Source organism: Streptomyces sp. NPDC046876, from assembly GCF_040645035.1.
Classification (GTDB): Bacteria; Actinomycetota; Actinomycetes; order Streptomycetales; family Streptomycetaceae; genus Streptomyces.
Map to the genome: position 1 here is coordinate 12,114 of NZ_JBEYXK010000033.1, position 19,759 is coordinate 31,872.

Below are 19,759 nucleotides of genomic sequence, written 5' to 3' on the forward strand. Positions count from 1 at the left end.
GGCTCTGGCCCAGTTGGTCAGCCGGTGATCGAGAAGAAGATCGAGCCGTCCTCGGCCCACCACCAGGCGCCCCGTCCCTTCTTCCATTCCGAGGACCAGCCATCAAGGGCCTTGATGAGCTCCTCCAGGTCATAGCGGAGATCGGCGTCGATGCGGTCCAGCACCGCTCGGTAGGCATCCACCGCGGGCCCGGCCGTTGCCAGCGGCCAGCATCCGATCTCCGGCGAGCCGTCCAGAGGGTGGGGAATGTGGAACCCGATCTCCGAGGGCGGGCCGCTGAAGACGTACTGGTAGGGCAGCAGATCCGGTGGGACGCCTTCTGCGCTCAGCGCGGCGTCCAGAGCCGAGAAGAAGGTGACGGGACTCCGGTAACTCGCCAGGGTGTCGGGGTCGCTCGCGTTGTGGTCGATGACGATCTGCAGGGCCGCGTAGTAGGCGCACCCGGCATAGTCGGCGTCGGAGTCGGCCCGACCGGCGATCAGCTGCTCCAGCGCCTCCGGCACCGGCAACCCCCAGTCCACGCCTTGGGCGTCGAGATCGGCCTGACGTGCCTGTGCCGTCGCGCGCATGTTCCCCAGGCGTCGTGATTCGTCGGCGCTGAGGTCCAGGGCGGGCACGAAGCGCAGGACCTGGCCGCGGTTCGCCATGCTGAAATTCACTACCTTGCTCATGGGGTCATGCTGCCAAAGGGCACTGACACCCCGGTGTGAGGGACTCCTCCCGGCAAGCGGAGGGGGAAAGTACCCCGTCGGGGGCGGATTCGGGCCACGGCCGTGTCGCCGCCTGCGGTATCGGCATTGACCAGGCATGAACACCATCCAGCGGGCGGCAGTGGCCGGGCTGGCAGTGGTGGCGGTGGCGGCACCGGCCGCGTCCTCCGTCACTGCCGTGCCGGTCTACAAGTGCGCGTCCAGCACGAAGGACATCGACGACACCAGCTATGACGGGCCGTGGCCGGACAACTGGCAGATCAGCGTGACGACGTGCGCGGCCCGGTCCGGGGGGACCGTGTACGCGTACGCCGAAGTGCGCTGGGAAGGGGCCAGCTTCCACCCCGTGGACGACCCGAGCATCTTCGACGGAGCCAAGCTGCGGTTGCAGATCAAGCAGTCCCGCCAGGGCACCGACCCCGTGGTGACCGAGCGCGATTTCCCAGGGCTCGAGGACCGGTTGGAGGACAGCACGCCCACCAGGGCGCGGTCGGGTACCTACCGGACGGAGACCCTCAGCCACCCGGCCGGCCCCGGGGCCTTGGCGGACTCGGTGCTGTTCCTGGACTGGCACGGCGACGGCCGCGGCTACCGGCGCCACGACTACACCGGCTCCCCGACCGTCTGAACTGCTGCCTTCGGGCGGCAGGTGGGCGAGGTCGGTGGCGAGCCGGTACCCAAGGCGATGTCAGGCCCTGGTCGACTGAGTGCTCGCGCCCGGGCGGGGGCCGATGAGGACGCGGGAGAGCAGGCGTGTCGGCCAGTGCCAGGGGGCCCGCGGTCATGTGGAAGAGCTGGGAGAAGGCGGTGTAGGTCCGCGGGTCGTGGGGGACCGTGTCGATCAGCCGGTCCATGAACCAGTTGCCGGCCTTGACCGGCCAGGCCGGCCCCGGCCGCTTCCAGGCGCGGTCGGGGATGGTGGCCATCAGCCACGAGAAGGCGGTGAGGCGAGCCAGTCCCTTCTGGAAGCCCTGTCCGTCGAGGGGAGTGCCATTGCGGCGGCTGCGGAGCATCTGCTCCAGGAGGCGGCCCTCGGGGGCGGCGATGGTCATGCCCTGACCGTAGGCGGGGCTGAACGTGCACACCGAGTCGCCCAGCGCGATCAGTCCGTGGGGCCAGCGGGGGAGGCGGTGGTAGGCGGTCTTGCGGCTGGGCAAGCCGAGGGAGCCCAGCCATTGCGGCAGGTGGGAGGAGCGGCCCCAAGCGTCCACCACGAGATCCGCGACGATCTCGTCCTCGCCGTCGCTGCCCTTGACACGGACCCCCGTGACCCGGCCCGGCCCGGCGGTAAGCAGGCCCGTCACCGCCGGCCCGTCCCGCAAGGTGACGGCCTCAAGCCCGGTGACCCGCCCGCGCAGGACATGCTCCAGCAGGGGCCGGGAGAACGTCTGGATCGGCATGCCCATCGGCATCGGCGCCGGTGTGCCCTCGGGCAGCACCGCACACAGCCCCTCGCCCCAGTCCCACACCGGTGCGCCGGCCTGCTCCGGCTCCGCCCGCAGCCCGGGGAAGTAGCCCTCCAGTACTTCGGCCCCCAGGGCCAGCAGGCCGTGCACATGATGCCCCTGCGGCACCCCGGACCGCGCCGCGGCCCCGGCCGCAAGCCCGCTGCTCACGGCCCCTCCCTGCCCCGATCGGACCAGTGCCATGCCGACGGCGCGATCAATGCGTCACGCTGAGCTGCGGATCTGCCGTCGGGCAGCCAAGGACTGCGGCAACGGCCGGTATGGGCGGGGCGCCGACGCTTCCGGCGCGGCGTGTGCGCTCGCCCGGGCCTCGACCTTGCGCAAGCATGGCTGCATGCCGGCGTGGATCCGTGTGTACGACGAATACCAAGATCTGTGGCAGTACTTCGAAGGCGACGAGGAAGGGTGGGTGACGCGGCAGGTGGACCTGCGGGGTGGTGACGGCGCTGCGGTGACCGCTGCCTCCTTGGAGGAGGTGCTGCGGTTTCAGGAGCAGTCGGACTTCGCCGCGATGAGCCGCTATCAGCAGCGGTACGGAGTGATCGCCGAGGGCAGGCTCACGGCCTGGGACGGAGCTCCGCGCGCCGGCCGGATTTCGGCGGAGGAGTTCGAGCGCGTGTGGTTGGACGCCCGGCGCGCCCTGGGCTCCGCCGCTCCCTGAGAGCCGGCCGGCCACTCAGCCTCCGCGGGCTCTCGGGCCGGCCGAGGACCTCGACCACCGTCAGTTGCGCGGTGCGCCGGTCGTTGCCCGGCGGCGGCAGTCTTCCGAGCCGAGGAAGTCCAGCAGGAGACCGGTGGTCTGGGTGGGGAGCTCCAGGGAGGGGAGGTGGCCGGCCCCGTCGAGCTCGACGTGGCGGGCGTGGGGCAGGATACGGGGCAGCCGGGCGGCGATCTCACGGAAGTCGGCGACGTCCTGCGAGCCGCCGACGGCGAGGCAGGGGACCGTGATCCGGGAGAGGTCGGGAGCCGCTTCGGCTTCCGTTTCGTCTGATGCCTGGTCCGCGGCCTCGGCCGCGGCGGCAGGTTGGGCCTCGCCCGCCTCGTGCCCGGCGTCCGCCGGCCGGTCCGCTGCCTTGGCGGCCTGGGCCGCGTACCAGGCGGCGAGTTGGACCTCGAAGGCGTGGCGCTGCATGTCGGCCACCGCGGCCCGGGTCTCGGGCGTGGCCTGTGGGCCGAGCCAGTACTCGACGTTGAGGGCGACCGCGGCCTCGACGTCGCCGGCCTCGAGCAGCGCGTCCTCCTCGGCCCCGAAGGCCCGGAGCGCGGCGCTGGGTTCATGGCCCGGCAGGCCGGGGCAGAGCAGGGCGAGGGCGGTGACGCGCTCCGGGTACCGGGCGGCCGTTTCCAGGGCCACGCGGCCGCCGAACGAGGAACCGACCAAAGCGGCACGCTCGATGCCGAGGGAGTCGAGGAGCGCGCGTACGTCGTCGGACGCCTCGTGCGGACGCGTGAAGTCGGCGGGGGTTTCGCCGTGCCCGCGGAAGTCGGCGCGCACGACCCGGTATCCGGCGTCCGCGAGAGCCTTCCACTGCGGGTCCCACATGCGGCGGTCGCAGACGCCGGAGTGGAGGAGCAGTACGGCGGCGCCGTCCCCGGTCTGGTCATGAGAAAGGATCATGGCGTTGATCGTACGAGGATCGCGAGGAGCGTACGCCGGAGCATTCTCGGAGCGCTGCCACGCCTCCACACGAGGGACGTTCGCCCACGCGTCGGCCGGCCGCCCTACCACTGCCAGCGCAGCTCGGGCTGGTAAGGACTGCAGGGCTTCAGACTGAGTCGAGGCTTCAGCATCGCGAGGTCGTCCTGGTGGAGGCAGCTGCCGCCCGTTCCGATCCTTCCGTCTTTGTCGCGCCACCACGTCTGGGAGCCTGAACCGCTGCAGGGGGCCATCACGACCTCCGTCGAAGCGGTGAGACAGGCCCCGGCTCCGGCGTCTTTGATGGTGCCGCCCGCAAAAGTCCATCGCTGGGTGGGACTGCCGTCGCAGTCGGCCGTGGTAACGGCGCCAGGGGCGAACCGGCGGGGGTCCCTCGCCAGGCAACGTTCGACCGCGGCCTTCGTGTTGGTGCGGCCCACCGCTGACATGATCTCGCCGGGACGGGGCTGTCGATGGGTCCTCGTGTGTTCTCGCGCGATCCACCGACGGAAATTCTCGCTGAGGGCGGGTCGTGTCGGGCAGGGGCCGGTGAAGCATCCCGCGTAGCGGAGATACGTGTCGTAGACGGTTTCCTTGTCGCGCCGCTGTTGTGGAGTGAGATTTGCCGGGAGGAGCGAGAGACCGTAACCGACGTACGACGCGACCGCCGGGCGGGTGGGAGCGACGAAGGCGGCCTTCCTGAAGAACCGCCCCGTCATCTCGTGATCGCTGTGATCGGCCGGATTCGGTGGGCCGACCCCGAAGGTGGCGCTGTCGTAGTCGAGCGTCAGGATGCGTTCGGCCTTCCGGAGGGCAAGGACTTCGGAGATCACCGAGGTCAACTCTTCCCTGGTGTAGGACCTCGCTCCGTCCACCGGCTTGATCGTGGCGATCTGCCCGCGAAACAGCTTCAGCAGGCTCTGCCTGGAGTACCGCGCGCTCCCGACGCCCTTCGAAAGCCCGTCGGGCAGCCGCAGGAAGACCAGCCGAACGTCGGGGCGGCCACCGAGAACGAAGGACACGAGGCGGTGGCCCCGCACCCTGAGATCGCTGCGGTGCCAGCGGTTCGGAACACCCGCCATCTTCGCGTAGGACGCCCGTAGGCCTTCTTCGCGTTGTTGCACGTAGGAGTCCTCGGCGAACGAGCGCCCGGCGTCCCCGGCGGTCAGATACACGGTGCCGACGGAGCACTTTCGGCGGATCAGGCGCTGGACCTCGGGATTGATGAAGAGCAGATCATCATCCTGATGTGCCACGCCTGTGAGCGTGGGCCGGCACCCCGTGTCCGGCTCCACACCTCTCCGGGTACCCCCGTAGGCAAGCGTGACGTCGACCAGCAGGAGGGAAGGGACCCCGCTGAGCGCGATGCCCAGGGTCAGAGCGAGCGCCCGCCAACGGAACCGCCTGCCGCGCGGGATACGGTGCTCCCCGTCCGGTGGCGGGCCCCTCCTGCTGTCGACCGACTCGGATTCGGACTTGGGCTCGGACCTCACCTCGGACCCCTTCGGCGGACTCGTCCTTCCATGCGCAGACAGCCGGTATCACGCGAGCTCGGTGTGCTGGGTCCGATGCTATGGGTGAGCGTGGTGTGGCAGCGACGCGGGCGGGCCGATCGGTGGACCTACTACCGACCGGCTGGCTCTGTCGACCCGGGTATGGGCGAGGGCATCGGCTGCCTCCGTCGGGACTGCAGGGTGATCAGGTATCCGGCCAGGCCGCAGCCGAGCCCGATGAGCGTGAGGAGGCACCCCCCGGCCAGCAGGAGGACCATCGTGATCGCGACGCCCGGGCCGTCGAGCGCCCGCTCCTGGACCGCATCCACCGGGATCGTGCCGTTCTGTCCGTCCGTGAGGAAAAACCGGGAGTCACGCGAGGTCACCCGGTTGTCGCCCATCACGAAGAGCCGGCCTTCGGGTACCCGCAGGTCATACGTCCTGCCGTCACCGACGGGATCGCCTCCGGCGACGTACGTTTCGCGCAGCGGTCTGCCGTTCACCAGTACCTGCTTCCCGTCACAGGCCACCCGGTCGCCGCCGATACCGATGACGCGCTGGAAGACGATGTCCGTATCCGCGTAGCGCCCCGGCAGGTTGTAGAAGACGGCATCGCCGCGATGTACCTCGCTGCCGTCGATCTTCGTCGTGAAGACGATGTCGCCTTGCCGGTACGTCGGCTGCATTGCATCGGAGCCGATGCTGTGGCCACCGAAGGCGGAGTCCCCCAGCAGCCACGTAGCCACCGCCAACAGCAACCCCACGGGCGTCAGCACCAGCCCCGTGATCCACAGCCCTCGCCCCGGTCTCATCCCTCAGCCCCTCCCGGCAGTCAGGCCCGCACCCTACCGATACGGGTCGGCGCTCCCACCGGGAGGGGGACGGGAGCGGTCTGTCGTCGCGGCTGCCGGAGCGGGTAGGTGCAGGACGACGTTCCACACCCTTCCCCCGGGATTTTCGCTCGAACGGCTGCATGCGGGCCGGTTTGCCGTGGAGCATGCCGGCCGCGGCAGCGGGGTACGACCCTCCGGTACGGCGCATCGTAGGAGCGACTGAAGAACAGGGTGTCGGAAGTGATTCGAAAACTGCAGGCGGTCGCGCTGGACTGCGCCGATCCGGTACGGCTCGCGGAGTTCTACGCCGCTCTCCTCGGCGGCCGGGTGGTCCCGGATCCGGATGATCCTGACTGGGTCGAGGTGCACGGGTTCGAGGGAACGCCGCTGGCCTGCCAGCGCGTGGACGGCTACCGGCCGCCGGAATGGCCCGGCCAACAACGCCCGCAGCAGCTCCACCTCGACTTCGACGTCGACGACCTCGACGGGGAGGAGAACCGGGCGCTCGCCCTCGGCGCGACCGTGCTGGAGCGCACGGACCAGCTTCGCCCGGAAGCCAACTGGCGGGTCTACGCCGACCCCGCGGGCCACCCCTTCTGCCTCTGCCTCCACTGAACGCGCCGCGCCGCGGCGAGGAAGTGCAGAACAGCGCGCGTCGCCTCCGCGCGCCCGTGTCGCGCGCCTTCCCGCGCCCCCCGGGCTTCTGCTCGACTGTGCCCCTTCCGACCAGCAGGGGAGCCAGTCATGGAAAAGCCCGTCACCGGCCGCACCGCCCGCCGACTCCTCGCGGCTGTGGCCGGCGTCGCCGCAGCGGTCGCCTTCTCGCTCGCCACGGCGCCCGAGGCGGCCGCCTCGGCGGGCGGCTGCACCGTCTCCACCGGGCCCGGCTACGTCTGCGTGAACGTGGACGGCTCCGGCCTGCGCGTCAACAAGGGCAACGTCGTGCGCACGAAGCCCGACGGCATCTGCAATTACCGGGCCGCCCTGGTCGCCAAGTACCCCGGCAAGGCCGACACCTACTACTGGGGGAGCTACCACAACGGCTGCGTCTACGGCCGGGCCTACGTGGACGTAACCGTCCAGTGGACGTTCGCCAACGGAGTCCGGATCTGCGGCTACTTCTACGAGAGCGGATCCCTGCAGCCGGGCCAGCCCTGCATCACCGTCCAGCGCTAAGACCCGCTCACGCCTGGTCCCCCGGGGCTCCGACCAGCCTTGTGGCGATTAAGTTGAGTGCGCCCTTGTCAAGTTTTCTGCGGCAGGAAAGGGGCAGGGGCGGCGCTGCCGTTGGCAGGCCGCGCGCGGGGCGATGGGCGTCCCGCGTTCCGCCACCCGTTTCTCCCACCCGTTCCGCCACTCCATCCGCCTCCCCGGTCGTCCCCCACAGCGTTCATGGAGCAGCATGGAAGAGAATCCTCGACCGGCGCGCCCGAGCCGGCCGCGCGGAGCAGGGAGCGTTGTGCCATGGCCCCACACGAGCCGCCGCATCACGAGCGCGACCCGGCGGGGCCGTCGCCCCCGGGCGGGCTGCTCGATCTGCTCAGCGTGGCCGCCATCGTGCTGGACGCCCGCGGACGCATCGTGTTCTGGAGTCCCCAGGCCGAGGAGGTCTTCGGCTACACCGCCAAGGAAGCCCTGGGCCAGTACGCAGCCATGCTGGTCCGCGACCAGCACAGAGACCTGGTGACCAGGCTGTTCGCCGAGGTGATGAGCACCGGGGCGAGCTGGGCCGGCGCATTCCCCATCCGGCACAAGGACGGCAGCACACGCCTGGTGGAATTCCGCAACATGCGGCTGCTGGACGACCTCGGCGACACCTACGCCCTGGGCATCGCCGCCGACCGGACCACGCTGCAGCAGGTCGAGACCGACCTCGCGCTCTCCCAGCGCCTGGTCTCGCAGGCTCCCATCGGCATCGCCCTCCTCGACCCCGACCTGCGCTACCTGCTGATCAACCCGGCCCTGGAGCGGATCAACGGCCTCCCGGCCGCCGACCACATCGGCAAGCATCCCCACGACATCCTGTCCTTCCTCGATGTCGCCACCATCGAGTCCGCGATGCGCCACGTGCTGCTCACCGGCACGCCCGTGATCGACCAGTACACCGTCGGCCGCACCCCGGCCGACCCCGACCACGATCACGCCTGGTCGGTGTCGTACTTCCGCATCGAAGGCGCCGGCGGCCGGGTGATCGGCGTGGCGAATTCGGTGGTGGACGTCAGCGAACGCCACCAGGCCACCACCGAAGCGGACCGGGCCCGGCGCCGCCTGGCCGTGATCGCCGACGCCTCCGCCAGGGTCGGCACCACCCTGGAGGTCGAGCACACCGCGAAGGAGCTGGTCGACGTCGCCGTGCCCGACCTCGCCGACATCGCGACGGTCGACGTCCTCGACGACGTCCTCGCCTTCCGCCCCACCACCCCCTCCCACGATCCGGGCCCGGAGATGTTCCGGGCGCTCGCGGTGACCGCCGCCTACCCCACCGACGCCACGGCCGCCGCGCTGCAGGCCGGCGACCTCGCGACGTTCGGAGCCGACCGGCTGATCACCCGATGCGTCCACACCGGACAGGCCATCGTCGTCAGCCACGCCGACCGCAACGATCTCCAGCACATCGCCCGCGATGCCGAAGCCGCGGCCACCTTCGCCCAGGCGGGCGTCCACTCCTACCTCGCAGTGCCGCTGATCGCCCGCAACGAGGTCCTCGGCGTCCTCGACCTGCTACGGGCCCGGAACCCGCTGCCCTTCGACGAGGACGACGTCCTCCTCGCCGGGGAGATCGCAGCCCGGGCCGCCGTCGCCATCGACAACGCCCGCTGGCACCAGAGCGTCCGCAACACCGCCGAAACCCTCCAGCGCAGCCTCCTGCCCGGCCACCCGCCCCCGCTCAACGGCCTGGACGTGGCCTCCCTCTACCAGCCCGCCCTGGCCACCCAGGAGGTCGGAGGCGACTGGTACGACGTCATCCCCCTCGTCGGCGACAAGACCGCTCTGGTGGTCGGCGACGTCATGGGCAACGGCATCGACGCCGCCGCCACCATGGGCCGCCTGCGCACCGCCACCTGCGCCTTCGCCGACCTCGACCTCGCACCCGACGAGGTCCTCCGCCACCTCGACAAGATCACTCGAGGGCTCGAGCACTACATCGCCACCTGCATCTACGCCGTCTACGACCCCCACGAACACCGGTGCCGGATCGCCAACGCCGGACACCTCCCGCCCGTCCTCGACACCGCCGACGGTCACCGCCGGCTGCTGGACCTCCCCACCGGCGCGCCGCTCGGCGTCGGCGGTGTCCCCTTCGACACCACGTCCTTCGAGCTATGGCCCGGCGACCGGCTCGTCCTGTACACCGACGGCCTCGTCGAAACCCGCCACCACCCCATCGACGACCGCCTGAACACGCTGCTGCGCACCCTCGACGAACCGCGCCGGCCCCTGGAGGACACCTGCCACTGGCTCCTGCGCGCCCTGCGCCACCCGGACGACCACGACGACGTCGCCCTCCTCATCGCCGAAGCCACCCCCGTACCTCCCCGCGCCCCCATGAGCACGTCGACCGGACGACCCGCATGACGCGAGCCGTGTCCCGCAGACCCCCGGCGCCAGGCGCCAGGCCCGAGAGCACCGGGGCGTGGTGTTGGACTCATCTCAGCGAACCGGCAAAGATCTTCGTGCTTTCCGCCAGTACGGACTCCTGCGGAGGAGGCACGAGACTCTCCACCGAGGGCCGCGGCTCGTTCCGGGAGCCGACGCCACAAATCGAGGGGGGACACCACGATGAGTGGTCAGTTGTACGACGGTATCGGCGAAGCCTTCGAAGGCTTCAAGACCCTGCCCGTCATTCGCTACGGCGAGGTACCGGGCTTCCTCGCCCTGGTCGGCGACGTCACGGGCAAGTCCGTGCTCGACATCGCCTGCGGTACCGGTTTCTACAGCCGTGAGCTCAAGCGCCGCGGCGCGTCCCGCGTCTTCGGATTCGATATCTCCGGCGCGATGGTCGACGCGGCCAAGGCGCTCGAGCAGTCCGAGCCCCTGGGCATCGAGTACGAAGTGGCCGATACGGCCACCCTGCGGGACTTCGACGAGCCGTTCGACGTCGCCATCGCCGTGCAGGCGTTCAACTACGCGAGCGATGTCGCCGAGATCGAGCGGATGATGCGCAACATCCGGCGCAGCCTCGTGGCCGGCGGCGCGTTCTACCTGTTCGTGATGCACCCGGCGTTCGACTTCGGCGGCCCGTCGCTCGAGAAGTACGGGTTCCTCTGCGAGGCGACCGGCAAGGACAACGAGATCGGCCGCGGAATCCGGCTCACCGCACTGCTCGATCCGCCGGTCTCCTTCGAGGCCGTCACGCCGTCGAAGGAGACGTACGAACGAACCCTGGAGGCGGCCGGGTTCACCGGTACCGAGTGGGTTCCGCTGGCCGTTTCCGAAGCGGGCGTGCAGAAGTACGGCGAGGAGTTCTGGGCGGACTACGCCGCGAACCCGCCGCTGACGATGATCCGGTGCACCGCCTGACCCCTGGTCTGGCGACACCCCCGCAGGTCCCTGGCCGAGCCGATGGCCAGGGGCCTGCCCCCGGCCCTGCCCCCCGTTGTCAGATAAGGCCGTGCGGGGCGATCGCGAGTAGCGCGATGTCGTCGTGGAGGCTGCGGGTGTGGCGGGGGAGGTCGGTGTTGAGGAAGTTGACGACGTCCGCGGGGCCCGGCGCCGGGCGGCCGGCGTATCGCTGACGGAGCCGCTCGGCGAGCGGGTAGAAGTCGCCCGCGGTGTCCCGTGCTTCCACCACCCCGTCCGTGACCAGCAGCAGCACGTCTCCCCGGGTGAACGGGTGGCTCCAGGCCGGCGGATCGTCGGCGGCGGCCAGGGCGCCCAGTCCCAGCGGCAGCGCCGGCGGGCCGTCGAGGACGCGCACCTCGCCCCCGGAGATCAGCACGGGCTCCACGTGACCGTGGTTGGCCACCGTCAGGCGCTGTGTGAGGCTGTCGTACTCGATCAGCACCGCCGTCGCGAACAGTTCCTCGTCCGGGATCTCCGCCGCCTCCCGGGCCAGGCGCCGCTCCAGCCGCGCGGCGACCGCCGGCAGGTCCGGCGCATCGTAGACCGCCTCGCGGAAGCTGCCGAGGATCGCAGCCACCGTGCGCACCGCCTGCAGTCCCTTGCCGCGCACGTCACCGATGATGGCCCGCTCTCCCGCGCTGGTCGGGCGGATGTCGAACAGGTCGCCGCCCACCATGGTCCCGGCCTCGCTGGGCCGGTACAGCCCTGCTGCCAGCACGTGTCCGACCCGGTGCGGTACGGGACGCAGCAGGGCGCGCATCAATGCCTCGGCGACCGAGTTGGCGTGGACGAGGTGGCGCTCCTGGCGGCGCCGGTGCGCCGCCAGCACGGTCGCCAGGATCCCCACCAGCGCTGTCGCGATGTCGGCGGTGACGTGGTGGGTCTCCCACAGGTGGTGGGAGATGGCCGCGAGGACGCCCTCCAGGGCGATCGCGAAGACGGTGAGGGCGGCCACGACGGCCGGACCGTAGGCGTAGGCGGCGATGGCGGGCAGGGCGATGAGGAAGAAGCTCACCGCCCACTCCTTCTGCAGCGTTGCCTCCAGGAGGAGGACGAAGGCGACGTAGACGAACGGCAGCAGGCGTGTCCACGCGGGCGGTACGGCGGGCCGGAAGCCGGACTGCTCCGGCGTGACGGCGAGCGGGCCGTCGGGGCGCGGGCGGCTCATCGGCCGCCCCCGGCTTCCGTTCGGGGCTGCGCCGGTTGGCGGGATGCATACACATGGGCCTCCGGTGACGTGCGCTGTCGACGGTGACAGCGTGAGCAAGGAGGACGGCCCAGGCGTCGATTGGGCTGAACGCGGTATGTTGTATGCGGACGACCACCCCCCGCCCCGCAGCGGCCGGGCGCCTCGGCGGACCGTGACCGTGCCGAGCTTCACGCCGAGCGCGGACGGGGGAGGGGCGAATGGTCACCGCGCCGGTCCGTAGGAGGCGCTCGCATCGGGAAGGCCCTCCGCGCCTGCAGCGCCGGCCTGCGGTGCGATCAGCGCGACCTCGTCGACCGTTCGCTCGTCGCCGCAGACCCCGACGCCCGGCCCGCCCGGTACCGGCTCCTGGGTGCGGTGAGGGAGTTCGCGGCCGAGCAGCCGGCGCTCAGCGGCTCTGCCGACGTCACGAGGCAGCGGCATGCCGTGTACTACCGGTCGCTCGCCGCGCGGATCCGGACGGACGTTCCCCCGGGCCGGGACTGGGTACGCCGGGCTCTCGCCCGACTGGAACCGGAACCACCTGCGGCGCGCCGCCGTTTGCTGTACGCCGCCGGACTGATCTCCTTCAGCCACGACCTCGACGAGGCAGCAGGCACCTTCCGGGAGGCGGCCCGCCTCGCAGAGGAATGCGGGGACGTCGAGCTGCAGTTGGAGGCCCTGGCCCAGCTGTCGGTCGTCCGGTGCCTGCTGGGCCGCGCGGCCGAGGCCGCAAATATCGCCGAAGCCGTACTGGCACCGGCACTCGCGTACGGAACCGAATGGTCAGTGGCCGAGGCGCGGGTCGCCGTCGCCGTCGCACGGTGCGGCCTCGGCGATCTGGAGGGAGCCGCGGAACAACTGGCACAGGCCGAAGAGGTCTTCGTACGCGCGGGCCTGCGCGAGGGGTTGGCCACCACCCGCTGGGCACAGGCCGAGGTCGCGTACCACGCGGGTGACGGGGAACGCGCCGCGGCGCTGTCCGCCGCCGCCCTGCGTGACACGGCCCTCGGCGATGACCTGCTCGCAACGGTCTGCCGACAGGCGCAGCACGCCCACAGCGGGCCGCCACCCTTCTGGCCGCCGTGGAAACACTCCGCGCCTCGACGGGGCGCAAACCCGCCGCGGTGGAACAGCCGCTTCTGGATGCCCTCGAACGGCGGGTCCAGAGCGAACTGGACGCATCCGTCCTCGCCGAGGCGCAGAAGCGTGGTGCTGCCATGACCGCGGAACACGCCATCTGCTACGCACTCGAGCCGGGTATGACTGCCTGAGCCGCGAGGGAGCAGGGGCTCCCGCGCAAGCCCGGCGCTTCCAGTGCGTTCAGCGGATGTGCGCTTGGACCTCGCGGTAGACCTCCGCGTCAAGGGGGAAGGCCGTGTGCCCGAGGCAGGCGGTCTGGTGGTTCACCGCTCCTGCCAGGGCGACGGTCGTGTCAGGGTTGATGATGCTGTCGCAGGACGACATCCAGGTGGCGTAGCGCGGGGAGCCGGGGGTTTCGTCGCCGGCGTTGAGCGCCGTGAGGAAGGCAGAGCCGGGCCGCATCTCGGCGCAGGCAGCTCCGCCGCACCAGTAGGCCGTGTTGGTCCCGTGGTTGGGGCCTGCCAAGGAGACCCACGCGTCGACCTTGGAGTCACCCCCGAGGTTCTTGATGTAGTAGCGGGACGAGAGCGAGCCCATGGAGTGGGACACGACATCGACCTTGGCGGCGCCGGTGGCCGCCAGCACGCGGTCGATCTCGGCGGCGAGCCGGTCGGCGGTCGTGGCATTGGACTGGCTGGTCGGGTACGTCCACTGGTGGAGCCGGTCGGCGGGCCAGCCGTCGGACCGGAAGCGTGCGGCCATGCTGTCCCACGTCGAGCCGTCGGAGTTCCAGCCGTGGACGAAGACGACGGGATCGGGGCGTGTGTCCGCCGCGCCGCCGGACGGTGCTGTCGGCTCGGCCGAGGCGGCTTGGGGGAGGAACGCCGCTGCGAGGGCGAGGGCGAAGGCTGCGGGTACGACGCGCAGGATGTCGGTGCTCACGGGTAAGGGTGTAGTGAACCGCCTTGCGGACGGCAGGCCGGGAGCGGCCCCGGTCACCCGCTCGGCTGCCCGTTTTCACTCCAGGAACGTTTCGGCGCCGCCGTGAGCACCCCGCACATGTTCCGGGTCGTGGCGCACCGCCAACCCTGCTGCGGGGTTCGTCACGGGGCGGTCGGCCCTGTGGCCCTTTGCCCGTCGACGGGGAGCGTCTGCAGCCGCATGATCCTGAGAGTGACCACGTAGGAGACCACGACCGCGACGATCACCAGCGGCATCACGGTCAGCCCCTGGGCCCCGAGCAGCAGGGTGGCGAGCAGGACGCAGGTCATCGGGAGCTTGAGCATGGCGACGCTCAGCGCACCGACCCCGATCGCGAAGCCCGTGGTGGTGTCGAGGCCGGGCAGGTGGGACAGGGCCAGTCCGCCCGCGCCGCCCACGAACAGCGCCGGGAACACCGGACCGCCGCGGAAGGCGCTCAGCGAGAGGCAGTAGGCGAGCGACTTGAGCACGACGAGGAGCACCAACGCGCCGACGGAGTAGCCGGCGTGGTCGGCCAGGAGGGGGCCGATGGTGCTCTCGCCCGAGTACAGCACTGCCGAGAGCGACTTTCCGGTCAGGGTGGTGAAGAGCAGGGCGAGCGCTCCGATGAGGACGCCCGCCACCACGGTGAGCGTCATCCTTCGCCGCTCGACGTGCGTCTTCAGGAGCAGCGCGGAGCGGCGGATGGCCTCGCCGAGGAGCGAGGCCGTGAGGCCGGCGGCGATCGCCCAGCCGAACGCGGCAAGGGTCGGCCGATCCGCGGGCGGTACGTGGGCGAGGGACAGGGAGTAGGTGCCCAAGCCGGTCCAGGAGTCCAGACCGGTGAAGATCAGCGAGCCGATGCCTGCGGCGAGCAGGCCGGGCACCAGCACGACGCCCAGCATCCTCCCGGCCAGGCCGGATGCTTCCATCAGCAAGAACGCGCCGAGCACGGGTGAGCCGAGGAGTTCGCTGATCGCCGCGAAGCTGCCCGCCGCTCCGATGAGGGCGAGGGCGCTGGGAGGGGCGTCGCGTTGCAGAAACCGGATCGCGCCGACGGCCAGGCCGCCGCCGAGAGCGATGAGCGGGGCCTCCGGCCCGAGGACGACGCCGAGACTGAGCGAGGCGATCGAGGCCAGAGCGACTCCGGGGACCGCCGATGCGGAGGGGGTGTCGCCGGTCTTGAGCCCTTCGGCGGGCTCGTGCCCGCCCCGGCCCGGCAGGTGGCGGATGGTGAGGGCGACCAGCACGCCGGACACGGCGAGGACGGGAATGGCCCACCAGTGCGGTGTTCCGCTGAAGCCGAGGCTCCTGGGCAGGTCGTCGTAGACCAGGGACTGGAGTGTGGAAACGAGGGCAAGGAAGCCGTACGCCACCGCCGAGATCGGGACGCCCAGCACCGCCGCCATCACCAGCAGGGTCACGTAGCCCCGGCTGCGGACGATCGCCAGGGGATCCTGTGGGGCTTCGGCAGTCTCGGCGGCCGGTCCGGCCGGCATACGCATCCACTCCTCGGCAAGACGGTCCTGGGACACGGCGGGTCTCGTAACCCCGTCACGTGATATCACGTGACGGAGGCTCAGACGGGCTGCCGTGCCTGCAGGGCCAAGAACTCCGCAGCGGTCATCCGTACGGGTTGCACGGGACTGGCGAGCGCGGCGGGAGGGCTGTCGGAGGGGCGGGCGCGGAGAGCGACGGCGGATGGCGCGCGGCACCGGCGTGGCTGGCTTGACCCGTCGGGCCGGGAGCCGCAGAGTCGGGACGCGGCGCCACGCAGACGCCCACACCGCTGCCCACCAGGCACGCCGTGCAAGACGCCCCTCTCCAGGAATCCTGGGCGGGTCTGACCTCCGGGAGCGATGGTGTCGATGGTCGCAGACCTGGTCGTGATCGGCACGGCCATCACCCTCGGACCGCTGCACAACACCGCCTTCATCCTGCTGCTCGCGTCACACCGCGGCGTGCGCAAGGGCCTCGTCTTCCTGCTGTCCTGGCTGGTCAACCTGGTCGTGGTGGTTGCCTGTGTCGTGCTGCTGACCGGCGGGACTCCTCCCGTCCACCACAGCACGCCGTCAACCGCCGCCGTCGCCGCCAAGCTCGCGATCGGCGTCGGCCTCGTGCTGTTCGGTGGCTACCGGTTCCGGCAGCCGCCCCGCCCGTACCGGCCCCCGAAGTGGACGGCCCGCATCGACAACGCCTCGCTCGTCACCGCCGCCGGACTCGCCTGGTTGCTCCAGCCGTGGGCCATGGTCGCTGCAGGTGCCGCCACGGTCGTCGCAGCCGACCTCTCCTCACTCTCCGACTGGCTGGCCCTGACGGCCTACTGCCTGCTGGCCACCCTCAGCCTTCTGGCCATGGAGCTGTACACCGTCTGGGCGCCGGTCACCGCCCAGGCTCGGCTGAGCGGCCTGCGGATGTGGCTCGAACACCACCAGGACCCGTTGATCGTCACCCTCTCAGTGCTGGCCGGACTCTGGCTGATGAGCACCAGCATCTACGCACTCGTCACCTGACGGGGAGCTCCACCCGGGGCCGGGCAGGCCGCGCACTCGGCCCGATGGCGTTGTGGCGAGTTGCTGCGATCACGCGACGCCGTCTCAAGCCCACACCACCCTGACCACGGCGTGGGCCTGCTGCAGCCGCCCGCCCGTAGAACCCTTGAAGGCGCCTGTGAGGGTCGAGGAATTCCTGCCTGACCTGCGCATCGCTTGGCGGCGTCTGCATCGAGGACCTCGGCAGCGGCGTAGAGGTCATTGACGGCATGCCAGACCTTGTCGATCGAGACGGCGATCCCCGCTGCGCACTCGGAGGGCCGGTTCTCCCAAGCCTCCCGCATGAAGCCCGCAAGCCAGGTGTGGTCGTCCCGGATCTCGGATTCCGCGACGGCGCGCATGTGCATGTGGATGCTCACAGCGACGAGTCCTCGAGTTCGGCGGCCCGCCTGTCGGGCCGAACGCACAGAACCTACTCGAGGGCACTGACGGCGAGATGCGACCGGCCCCCGCACGGCTCGGTGACCGGCTCCCGGGCCCCTCGTTCGGGCCGGGGCCGGGGGCCGGTCATCGTCGCGGCAGTGGGTTATTCGCCCTGGAGCCTGGCCAGGATCCATTCGCCGAGCTCCTCGGTCATCAGCGTGTGTCCCTCGTTGGCACTGGCGCACATGAAGGCGTCGAGCTCACTGTCGGCGGGGTCGATCTTGCTGTACAGCGTGTCGTGGTCGTCGATGTCGCCGGCCGCCACCGCGCTGACGCTCGGGACGAACGTGCTCGTGTTGTACGTGAGCTCGGCCGGTACGCCTTCCAGGAGCCCGGCCAGGAAGGCGGCGGTCCCGAAATTGCCCGGCCGGCCCGGGAGGTTGTGCGCTTCGGGGAACAGGCCACCGGGAGCGCCGTCGATGTCCGGCAGGCCGCGCGTCGTGATCGGGATCTCGGTGGCTCCGGCCTTCTTCAGGACGGCGACGACCTGTTCTCCCGTGTTCTGCGTGTCCAGACGGGTACCCGTCAGCTCCTGACCGGCGGTGCGCATCGCCGTCACGCCGGCCGGGATGTCGTTTCCGGCACCGGTGCCCGTACCGTTTCCGACCCCGAGCCGTCGTACGCCCTCGGGCCAGCCGCCGACCCGCTCGAGTTCGGCAAGGAAGTCGATGCGGGCCTGGTCCTGGCGGGCCTCGGCGCCGACGGCATCGATGTGCCAGCGCAGCAGCTGTCGGGCGGCCGGGCTGTTGACGAGCACGGAGAAACTGCCGAGGAGTTCGCCGAACCCCGGGACCGAGCCCCAGTTGTCCTTCACCCAGTGCGCGAACGCCTGCACTCCGATGGGCAGCCAGGCGCCGCGGTGAGGGGTGTCGTAGGAGAGGTAGGTCGAAGTCTGGGGGTCGTCACCTGCGTGCTGCATCTTCGCAAGGGCGTAGCGCGTGACCAGCCCGCCCATGCTGAAACCGCCGACCGTCAGCTTGGCGGTCCCCTCGCGGTCGGCGATCGCCTTCCCGATGCACTGGATCGCCACGTCGGCGTTGTCGATGATGGACGCGGACCGCTCGTCGAAGCCGAGGAGAACCAGGTCGAAGCCGGCCTCCCGCAGCTTGGAAACGAAGGGGTACTCGCCGTTCTCCAGGGCGTTCCAGAGGGCGTCGGGATCGCTCTTGCCGGCGGAGAAGCCGTCGGAGAGGATCACCGGTCGCTTGACCCGGCTCTGGCCCGGCGTGCTGTAGAACACCCAGGCGGTTCCCCCTTCGAGGGGCCACGAGGTGTCCCAGGGGGAAGTCCTCGGGTACGCGGGCTGGGCGCCCGGCATGGCGTTGTCCCAGATGCTCACAACAGACATGGACATGAGTCCGGCTCCTCTGTCTCGGGGCGCGGCCGGGCAGTGCCACCACCCGTGGGGCCGCCACTTTCAGGGCGAAAGCGGACCTATGATCCCGAGGAGTAGATCCCGCTTCCACTCAATCCGGACCACATCACCCCTTCGCCTCAACGCCCTTTCCGCGCAGGTCACAGGGCCATCAGGGAAGAAACGATGATGCGGATCCAAGGCCCGGAAGCATTCGGCCGGGCGTGAAATGTGGTGGAGGGCGACTTCGAGCGCCCCACCCTGCTTTCACGTGGGAGGGGAGGGACGGCGACAGCCAGAGGACTGCGGGGGCCCGAAGTACCCGATCTGGTTCACCAACCGAGTCGCTCGGTGAGGGCGTCGACGTGCTCCGGCTGAGTCAGGACGGACATCGCCGCTTCGTATCTGCGATGGAGTGCGGCGGCGTCTCGGCGCAGCACGCGAAGGCGCATCCGCATCCGCAACCGCGTCCGCCATGGGTGCCACAGCGCCCGGAGCAGGTGTTGGGCTGTCGCCCGCCGGTATTCCTCGCACTGCGTCATGAGTTCCTCGAGCGACTCGCCCAGGACACCGCCCAGGCGGAGATCGATCACTCTGACGACCTTGCATTGCAAGGCACGTTCCTCGCCGCCTCCGGCGAAGTCCAAGACCCTGCGGGGAATGCCGGCCGAGAGCGCAGCCACCACGAGATCCGCGACCGCTTCCCGCTGGGCGTGCTCGGCGTCGCGGCCGTCCTCCAGGACCGGCTTGACGCCGAAACGCGTCTCCCGTCGGCTCGGCACGATGTCGTACACACCCTCGCGCACCGCTGCGACGCGGAGGAGCTGTTGCATGACCGCTGCTCGCAGCTGCCGGCGTTCCTGGTTCCTGGAGAGGTAGTTGGTCACCGCGCCGCCGACGACACCGCCGGCCGTGGTGTATGCCAGGTCCATCCATCCAGGCATGGAAACCGCCTCACTGCGCCGCAGACCAGCAGATCACTTCACTCCGAAACGGTCCGAGCGTAATCGGGCTGCCGAGCCCGGGGAAGACCGAGATCACGTGGAGCACGCCCTGGGGGCCTCGCTCCCAGTGGGGTGCGGCTCTGATCGTGAACTTCGGTCAGGCGAAGCCGATCGGATCCGGTCCGGGGCCGGCTTCCCGGTCAGCCCGGACATCGTGCGCACCTACGCCCATGTCGTGCCCCGGGCCGCCGACCTGCCCGCCCCCCGACCACGCCCCCCCAGGGCCGGTGTCGCTCGATTTCCCGATGGCCCGGGACGACACCGGGGACGTGGCCCTGCTCCGACTGGACCGGCCGGTGCCGGGCACCTGCCCGGCACCGCTGGTCGACGGCACTGCCTACCTGATCCCCTCGGCCCAGCTCGTCGACGAGTGAAGGCTGCTGTCGACGGGCGCCGTACGGAAACCACCCTGCGGCTGAGCGGCGTTGCAGCGGCTCGGCCTTCCGCAGGACGGACGCGCGTCCCGCGAGAAATCGCCGTGCGTCCGGTCCGGACC

At 70.7% G+C, this 19,759-nt stretch carries 20 protein-coding genes; 9 read left to right on the forward strand and 11 right to left on the reverse strand.

What is annotated here, in order from left to right; genetic code table 11:
• Positions 1–17: 17 nt before the first annotated feature.
• Positions 18–671, reverse strand: a complete 654-nt coding sequence (locus ABZ924_RS19285) for a hypothetical protein (RefSeq protein ID WP_361910804.1) — start codon at positions 669–671, stop codon at positions 18–20.
• 136 nt (positions 672–807) lie between these two features.
• Here ABZ924_RS19285 and ABZ924_RS19290 point away from each other — a divergent pair, with 136 nt between their 5' ends.
• On the forward strand, positions 808–1,338 hold the full coding sequence (locus tag ABZ924_RS19290; RefSeq protein WP_361910807.1) for a hypothetical protein: 531 nt from the start codon (positions 808–810) through the stop codon (positions 1,336–1,338).
• Here ABZ924_RS19290 and ABZ924_RS19295 read toward each other — a convergent pair.
• Complete coding sequence (locus ABZ924_RS19295; protein ID WP_361910809.1) at positions 1,226–2,326, reverse strand: hypothetical protein; 1,101 nt, start codon at positions 2,324–2,326, stop codon at positions 1,226–1,228. The two genes, ABZ924_RS19290 and ABZ924_RS19295, sit on opposite strands and share 113 nt — an antisense overlap.
• A gap of 184 nt (positions 2,327–2,510) precedes the next feature.
• On the opposite strand from ABZ924_RS19295, the gene ABZ924_RS19300 reads away from it, so the two are divergent.
• Positions 2,511–2,837, forward strand: a complete 327-nt coding sequence (locus ABZ924_RS19300; protein WP_361910811.1) for a hypothetical protein — start codon at positions 2,511–2,513, stop codon at positions 2,835–2,837.
• Between the two features lie 60 nt (positions 2,838–2,897).
• Here ABZ924_RS19300 and ABZ924_RS19305 read toward each other — a convergent pair whose 3' ends face one another.
• The 3 genes from ABZ924_RS19305 to lepB all read right to left on the reverse strand — a co-directional run bounded on the left by ABZ924_RS19305 (position 2,898) and on the right by lepB (position 6,081).
• Positions 2,898–3,794 carry an alpha/beta hydrolase gene (locus tag ABZ924_RS19305; protein WP_361910814.1) on the reverse strand — a complete coding sequence of 299 codons (897 nt, stop codon included), beginning with the start codon at positions 3,792–3,794 and terminating at the stop codon, positions 2,898–2,900.
• Positions 3,795–3,898: 104 nt separating this feature from the next.
• Positions 3,899–5,068, reverse strand: a complete 1,170-nt coding sequence (locus ABZ924_RS19310) for a ricin-type beta-trefoil lectin domain protein (RefSeq protein ID WP_361910817.1) — start codon at positions 5,066–5,068, stop codon at positions 3,899–3,901.
• Between the two features lie 368 nt (positions 5,069–5,436).
• Positions 5,437–6,081 carry a signal peptidase I gene (gene lepB / locus ABZ924_RS19315; RefSeq protein ID WP_361910820.1) on the reverse strand — a complete coding sequence of 215 codons (645 nt, stop codon included), beginning with the start codon at positions 6,079–6,081 and terminating at the stop codon, positions 5,437–5,439.
• A gap of 297 nt (positions 6,082–6,378) precedes the next feature.
• Between lepB and ABZ924_RS19320 the strand changes: the two genes are divergently transcribed.
• From ABZ924_RS19320 to ABZ924_RS19335, 4 genes are all read left to right on the forward strand, one after another.
• Complete coding sequence (locus tag ABZ924_RS19320; RefSeq protein WP_361910823.1) at positions 6,379–6,753, forward strand: VOC family protein; 375 nt, start codon at positions 6,379–6,381, stop codon at positions 6,751–6,753.
• 129 nt (positions 6,754–6,882) lie between these two features.
• A complete protein-coding gene (locus ABZ924_RS19325) occupies positions 6,883–7,314 on the forward strand; it encodes a hypothetical protein (protein WP_361910826.1) in 432 nt (143 codons plus the stop codon).
• A gap of 288 nt (positions 7,315–7,602) precedes the next feature.
• Complete coding sequence (locus tag ABZ924_RS19330; protein ID WP_361910829.1) at positions 7,603–9,714, forward strand: SpoIIE family protein phosphatase; 2,112 nt, start codon at positions 7,603–7,605, stop codon at positions 9,712–9,714.
• Positions 9,715–9,918: 204 nt separating this feature from the next.
• Positions 9,919–10,659 (forward strand): class I SAM-dependent methyltransferase, encoded by a 741-nt coding sequence (locus tag ABZ924_RS19335; RefSeq protein ID WP_361910832.1) that lies wholly within the window; start codon positions 9,919–9,921, stop codon positions 10,657–10,659.
• A 79-nt stretch (positions 10,660–10,738) separates the two neighbouring features.
• On the opposite strand, the gene ABZ924_RS19340 is transcribed toward ABZ924_RS19335, so the two are convergent.
• Together ABZ924_RS19340 and ABZ924_RS19345 are read right to left on the reverse strand one after the other, a co-directional pair.
• Positions 10,739–11,869, reverse strand: coding sequence for a PP2C family protein-serine/threonine phosphatase (locus ABZ924_RS19340; protein ID WP_361910835.1), 1,131 nt, complete (start codon positions 11,867–11,869; stop codon positions 10,739–10,741).
• A gap of 243 nt (positions 11,870–12,112) precedes the next feature.
• Positions 12,113–12,331, reverse strand: a complete 219-nt coding sequence (locus ABZ924_RS19345; protein ID WP_361910838.1) for a hypothetical protein — start codon at positions 12,329–12,331, stop codon at positions 12,113–12,115.
• Between the two features lie 117 nt (positions 12,332–12,448).
• On the opposite strand from ABZ924_RS19345, the gene ABZ924_RS19350 reads away from it, so the two are divergent.
• Positions 12,449–13,111: a hypothetical protein gene (locus ABZ924_RS19350; protein ID WP_361910841.1), complete on the forward strand. Its 663-nt coding sequence runs from the start codon at positions 12,449–12,451 to the stop codon at positions 13,109–13,111.
• A 99-nt stretch (positions 13,112–13,210) separates the two neighbouring features.
• Here the strand turns inward: ABZ924_RS19350 and ABZ924_RS19355 are convergent, their stop codons facing one another.
• Both ABZ924_RS19355 and ABZ924_RS19360 read right to left on the reverse strand, forming a co-directional pair.
• Positions 13,211–13,912, reverse strand: a complete 702-nt coding sequence (locus ABZ924_RS19355; RefSeq protein ID WP_361910843.1) for a triacylglycerol lipase — start codon at positions 13,910–13,912, stop codon at positions 13,211–13,213.
• A 161-nt stretch (positions 13,913–14,073) separates the two neighbouring features.
• Entirely contained in the window at positions 14,074–15,429 is a 1,356-nt protein-coding gene (locus ABZ924_RS19360) for a chloride channel protein (protein WP_361910953.1), read from the reverse strand.
• A 369-nt stretch (positions 15,430–15,798) separates the two neighbouring features.
• Between ABZ924_RS19360 and ABZ924_RS19365 the strand changes: the two genes are divergently transcribed.
• Positions 15,799–16,443 carry a GAP family protein gene (locus ABZ924_RS19365; protein WP_361910955.1) on the forward strand — a complete coding sequence of 215 codons (645 nt, stop codon included), beginning with the start codon at positions 15,799–15,801 and terminating at the stop codon, positions 16,441–16,443.
• A gap of 565 nt (positions 16,444–17,008) precedes the next feature.
• Here the strand turns inward: ABZ924_RS19365 and ABZ924_RS19370 are convergent.
• Together ABZ924_RS19370 and ABZ924_RS19375 are read right to left on the reverse strand one after the other, a co-directional pair.
• On the reverse strand, positions 17,009–18,259 hold the full coding sequence (locus tag ABZ924_RS19370) for a hypothetical protein (protein ID WP_361910846.1): 1,251 nt from the start codon (positions 18,257–18,259) through the stop codon (positions 17,009–17,011).
• Between the two features lie 332 nt (positions 18,260–18,591).
• On the reverse strand, positions 18,592–19,191 hold the full coding sequence (locus tag ABZ924_RS19375) for a hypothetical protein (RefSeq protein WP_361910849.1): 600 nt from the start codon (positions 19,189–19,191) through the stop codon (positions 18,592–18,594).
• A gap of 317 nt (positions 19,192–19,508) precedes the next feature.
• Here ABZ924_RS19375 and ABZ924_RS19380 point away from each other — a divergent pair, with 317 nt between their 5' ends.
• On the forward strand, positions 19,509–19,637 hold the full coding sequence (locus ABZ924_RS19380; RefSeq protein ID WP_361910851.1) for a hypothetical protein: 129 nt from the start codon (positions 19,509–19,511) through the stop codon (positions 19,635–19,637).
• The last annotated feature ends 122 nt before the right edge of the window (positions 19,638–19,759 follow it).

Coding starts and splice junctions, on each gene's coding strand:
- ABZ924_RS19370 (WP_361910846.1), bottom strand. CDS start 18,259: ATGTCCATGTCTGTTGTGAGCATCTGGGACAACGCCATGCCGGGCGCC.
- ABZ924_RS19285 (WP_361910804.1), bottom strand. CDS start 671: ATGAGCAAGGTAGTGAATTTCAGCATGGCGAACCGCGGCCAGGTCCTG.
- ABZ924_RS19345 (WP_361910838.1), bottom strand. CDS start 12,331: ATGCCGCTGCCTCGTGACGTCGGCAGAGCCGCTGAGCGCCGGCTGCTC.
- ABZ924_RS19375 (WP_361910849.1), bottom strand. CDS start 19,191: ATGGACCTGGCATACACCACGGCCGGCGGTGTCGTCGGCGGCGCGGTG.
- ABZ924_RS19360 (WP_361910953.1), bottom strand. CDS start 15,429: ATGCCGGCCGGACCGGCCGCCGAGACTGCCGAAGCCCCACAGGATCCC.
- ABZ924_RS19380 (WP_361910851.1), top strand. CDS start 19,509: ATGGCCCGGGACGACACCGGGGACGTGGCCCTGCTCCGACTGGACCGG.
- ABZ924_RS19330 (WP_361910829.1), top strand. CDS start 7,603: ATGGCCCCACACGAGCCGCCGCATCACGAGCGCGACCCGGCGGGGCCG.
- ABZ924_RS19365 (WP_361910955.1), top strand. CDS start 15,799: ATGGTCGCAGACCTGGTCGTGATCGGCACGGCCATCACCCTCGGACCG.
- ABZ924_RS19300 (WP_361910811.1), top strand. CDS start 2,511: ATGCCGGCGTGGATCCGTGTGTACGACGAATACCAAGATCTGTGGCAG.
- ABZ924_RS19305 (WP_361910814.1), bottom strand. CDS start 3,794: ATGATCCTTTCTCATGACCAGACCGGGGACGGCGCCGCCGTACTGCTC.
- ABZ924_RS19335 (WP_361910832.1), top strand. CDS start 9,919: ATGAGTGGTCAGTTGTACGACGGTATCGGCGAAGCCTTCGAAGGCTTC.
- ABZ924_RS19340 (WP_361910835.1), bottom strand. CDS start 11,869: ATGAGCCGCCCGCGCCCCGACGGCCCGCTCGCCGTCACGCCGGAGCAG.
- ABZ924_RS19290 (WP_361910807.1), top strand. CDS start 808: ATGAACACCATCCAGCGGGCGGCAGTGGCCGGGCTGGCAGTGGTGGCG.
- ABZ924_RS19325 (WP_361910826.1), top strand. CDS start 6,883: ATGGAAAAGCCCGTCACCGGCCGCACCGCCCGCCGACTCCTCGCGGCT.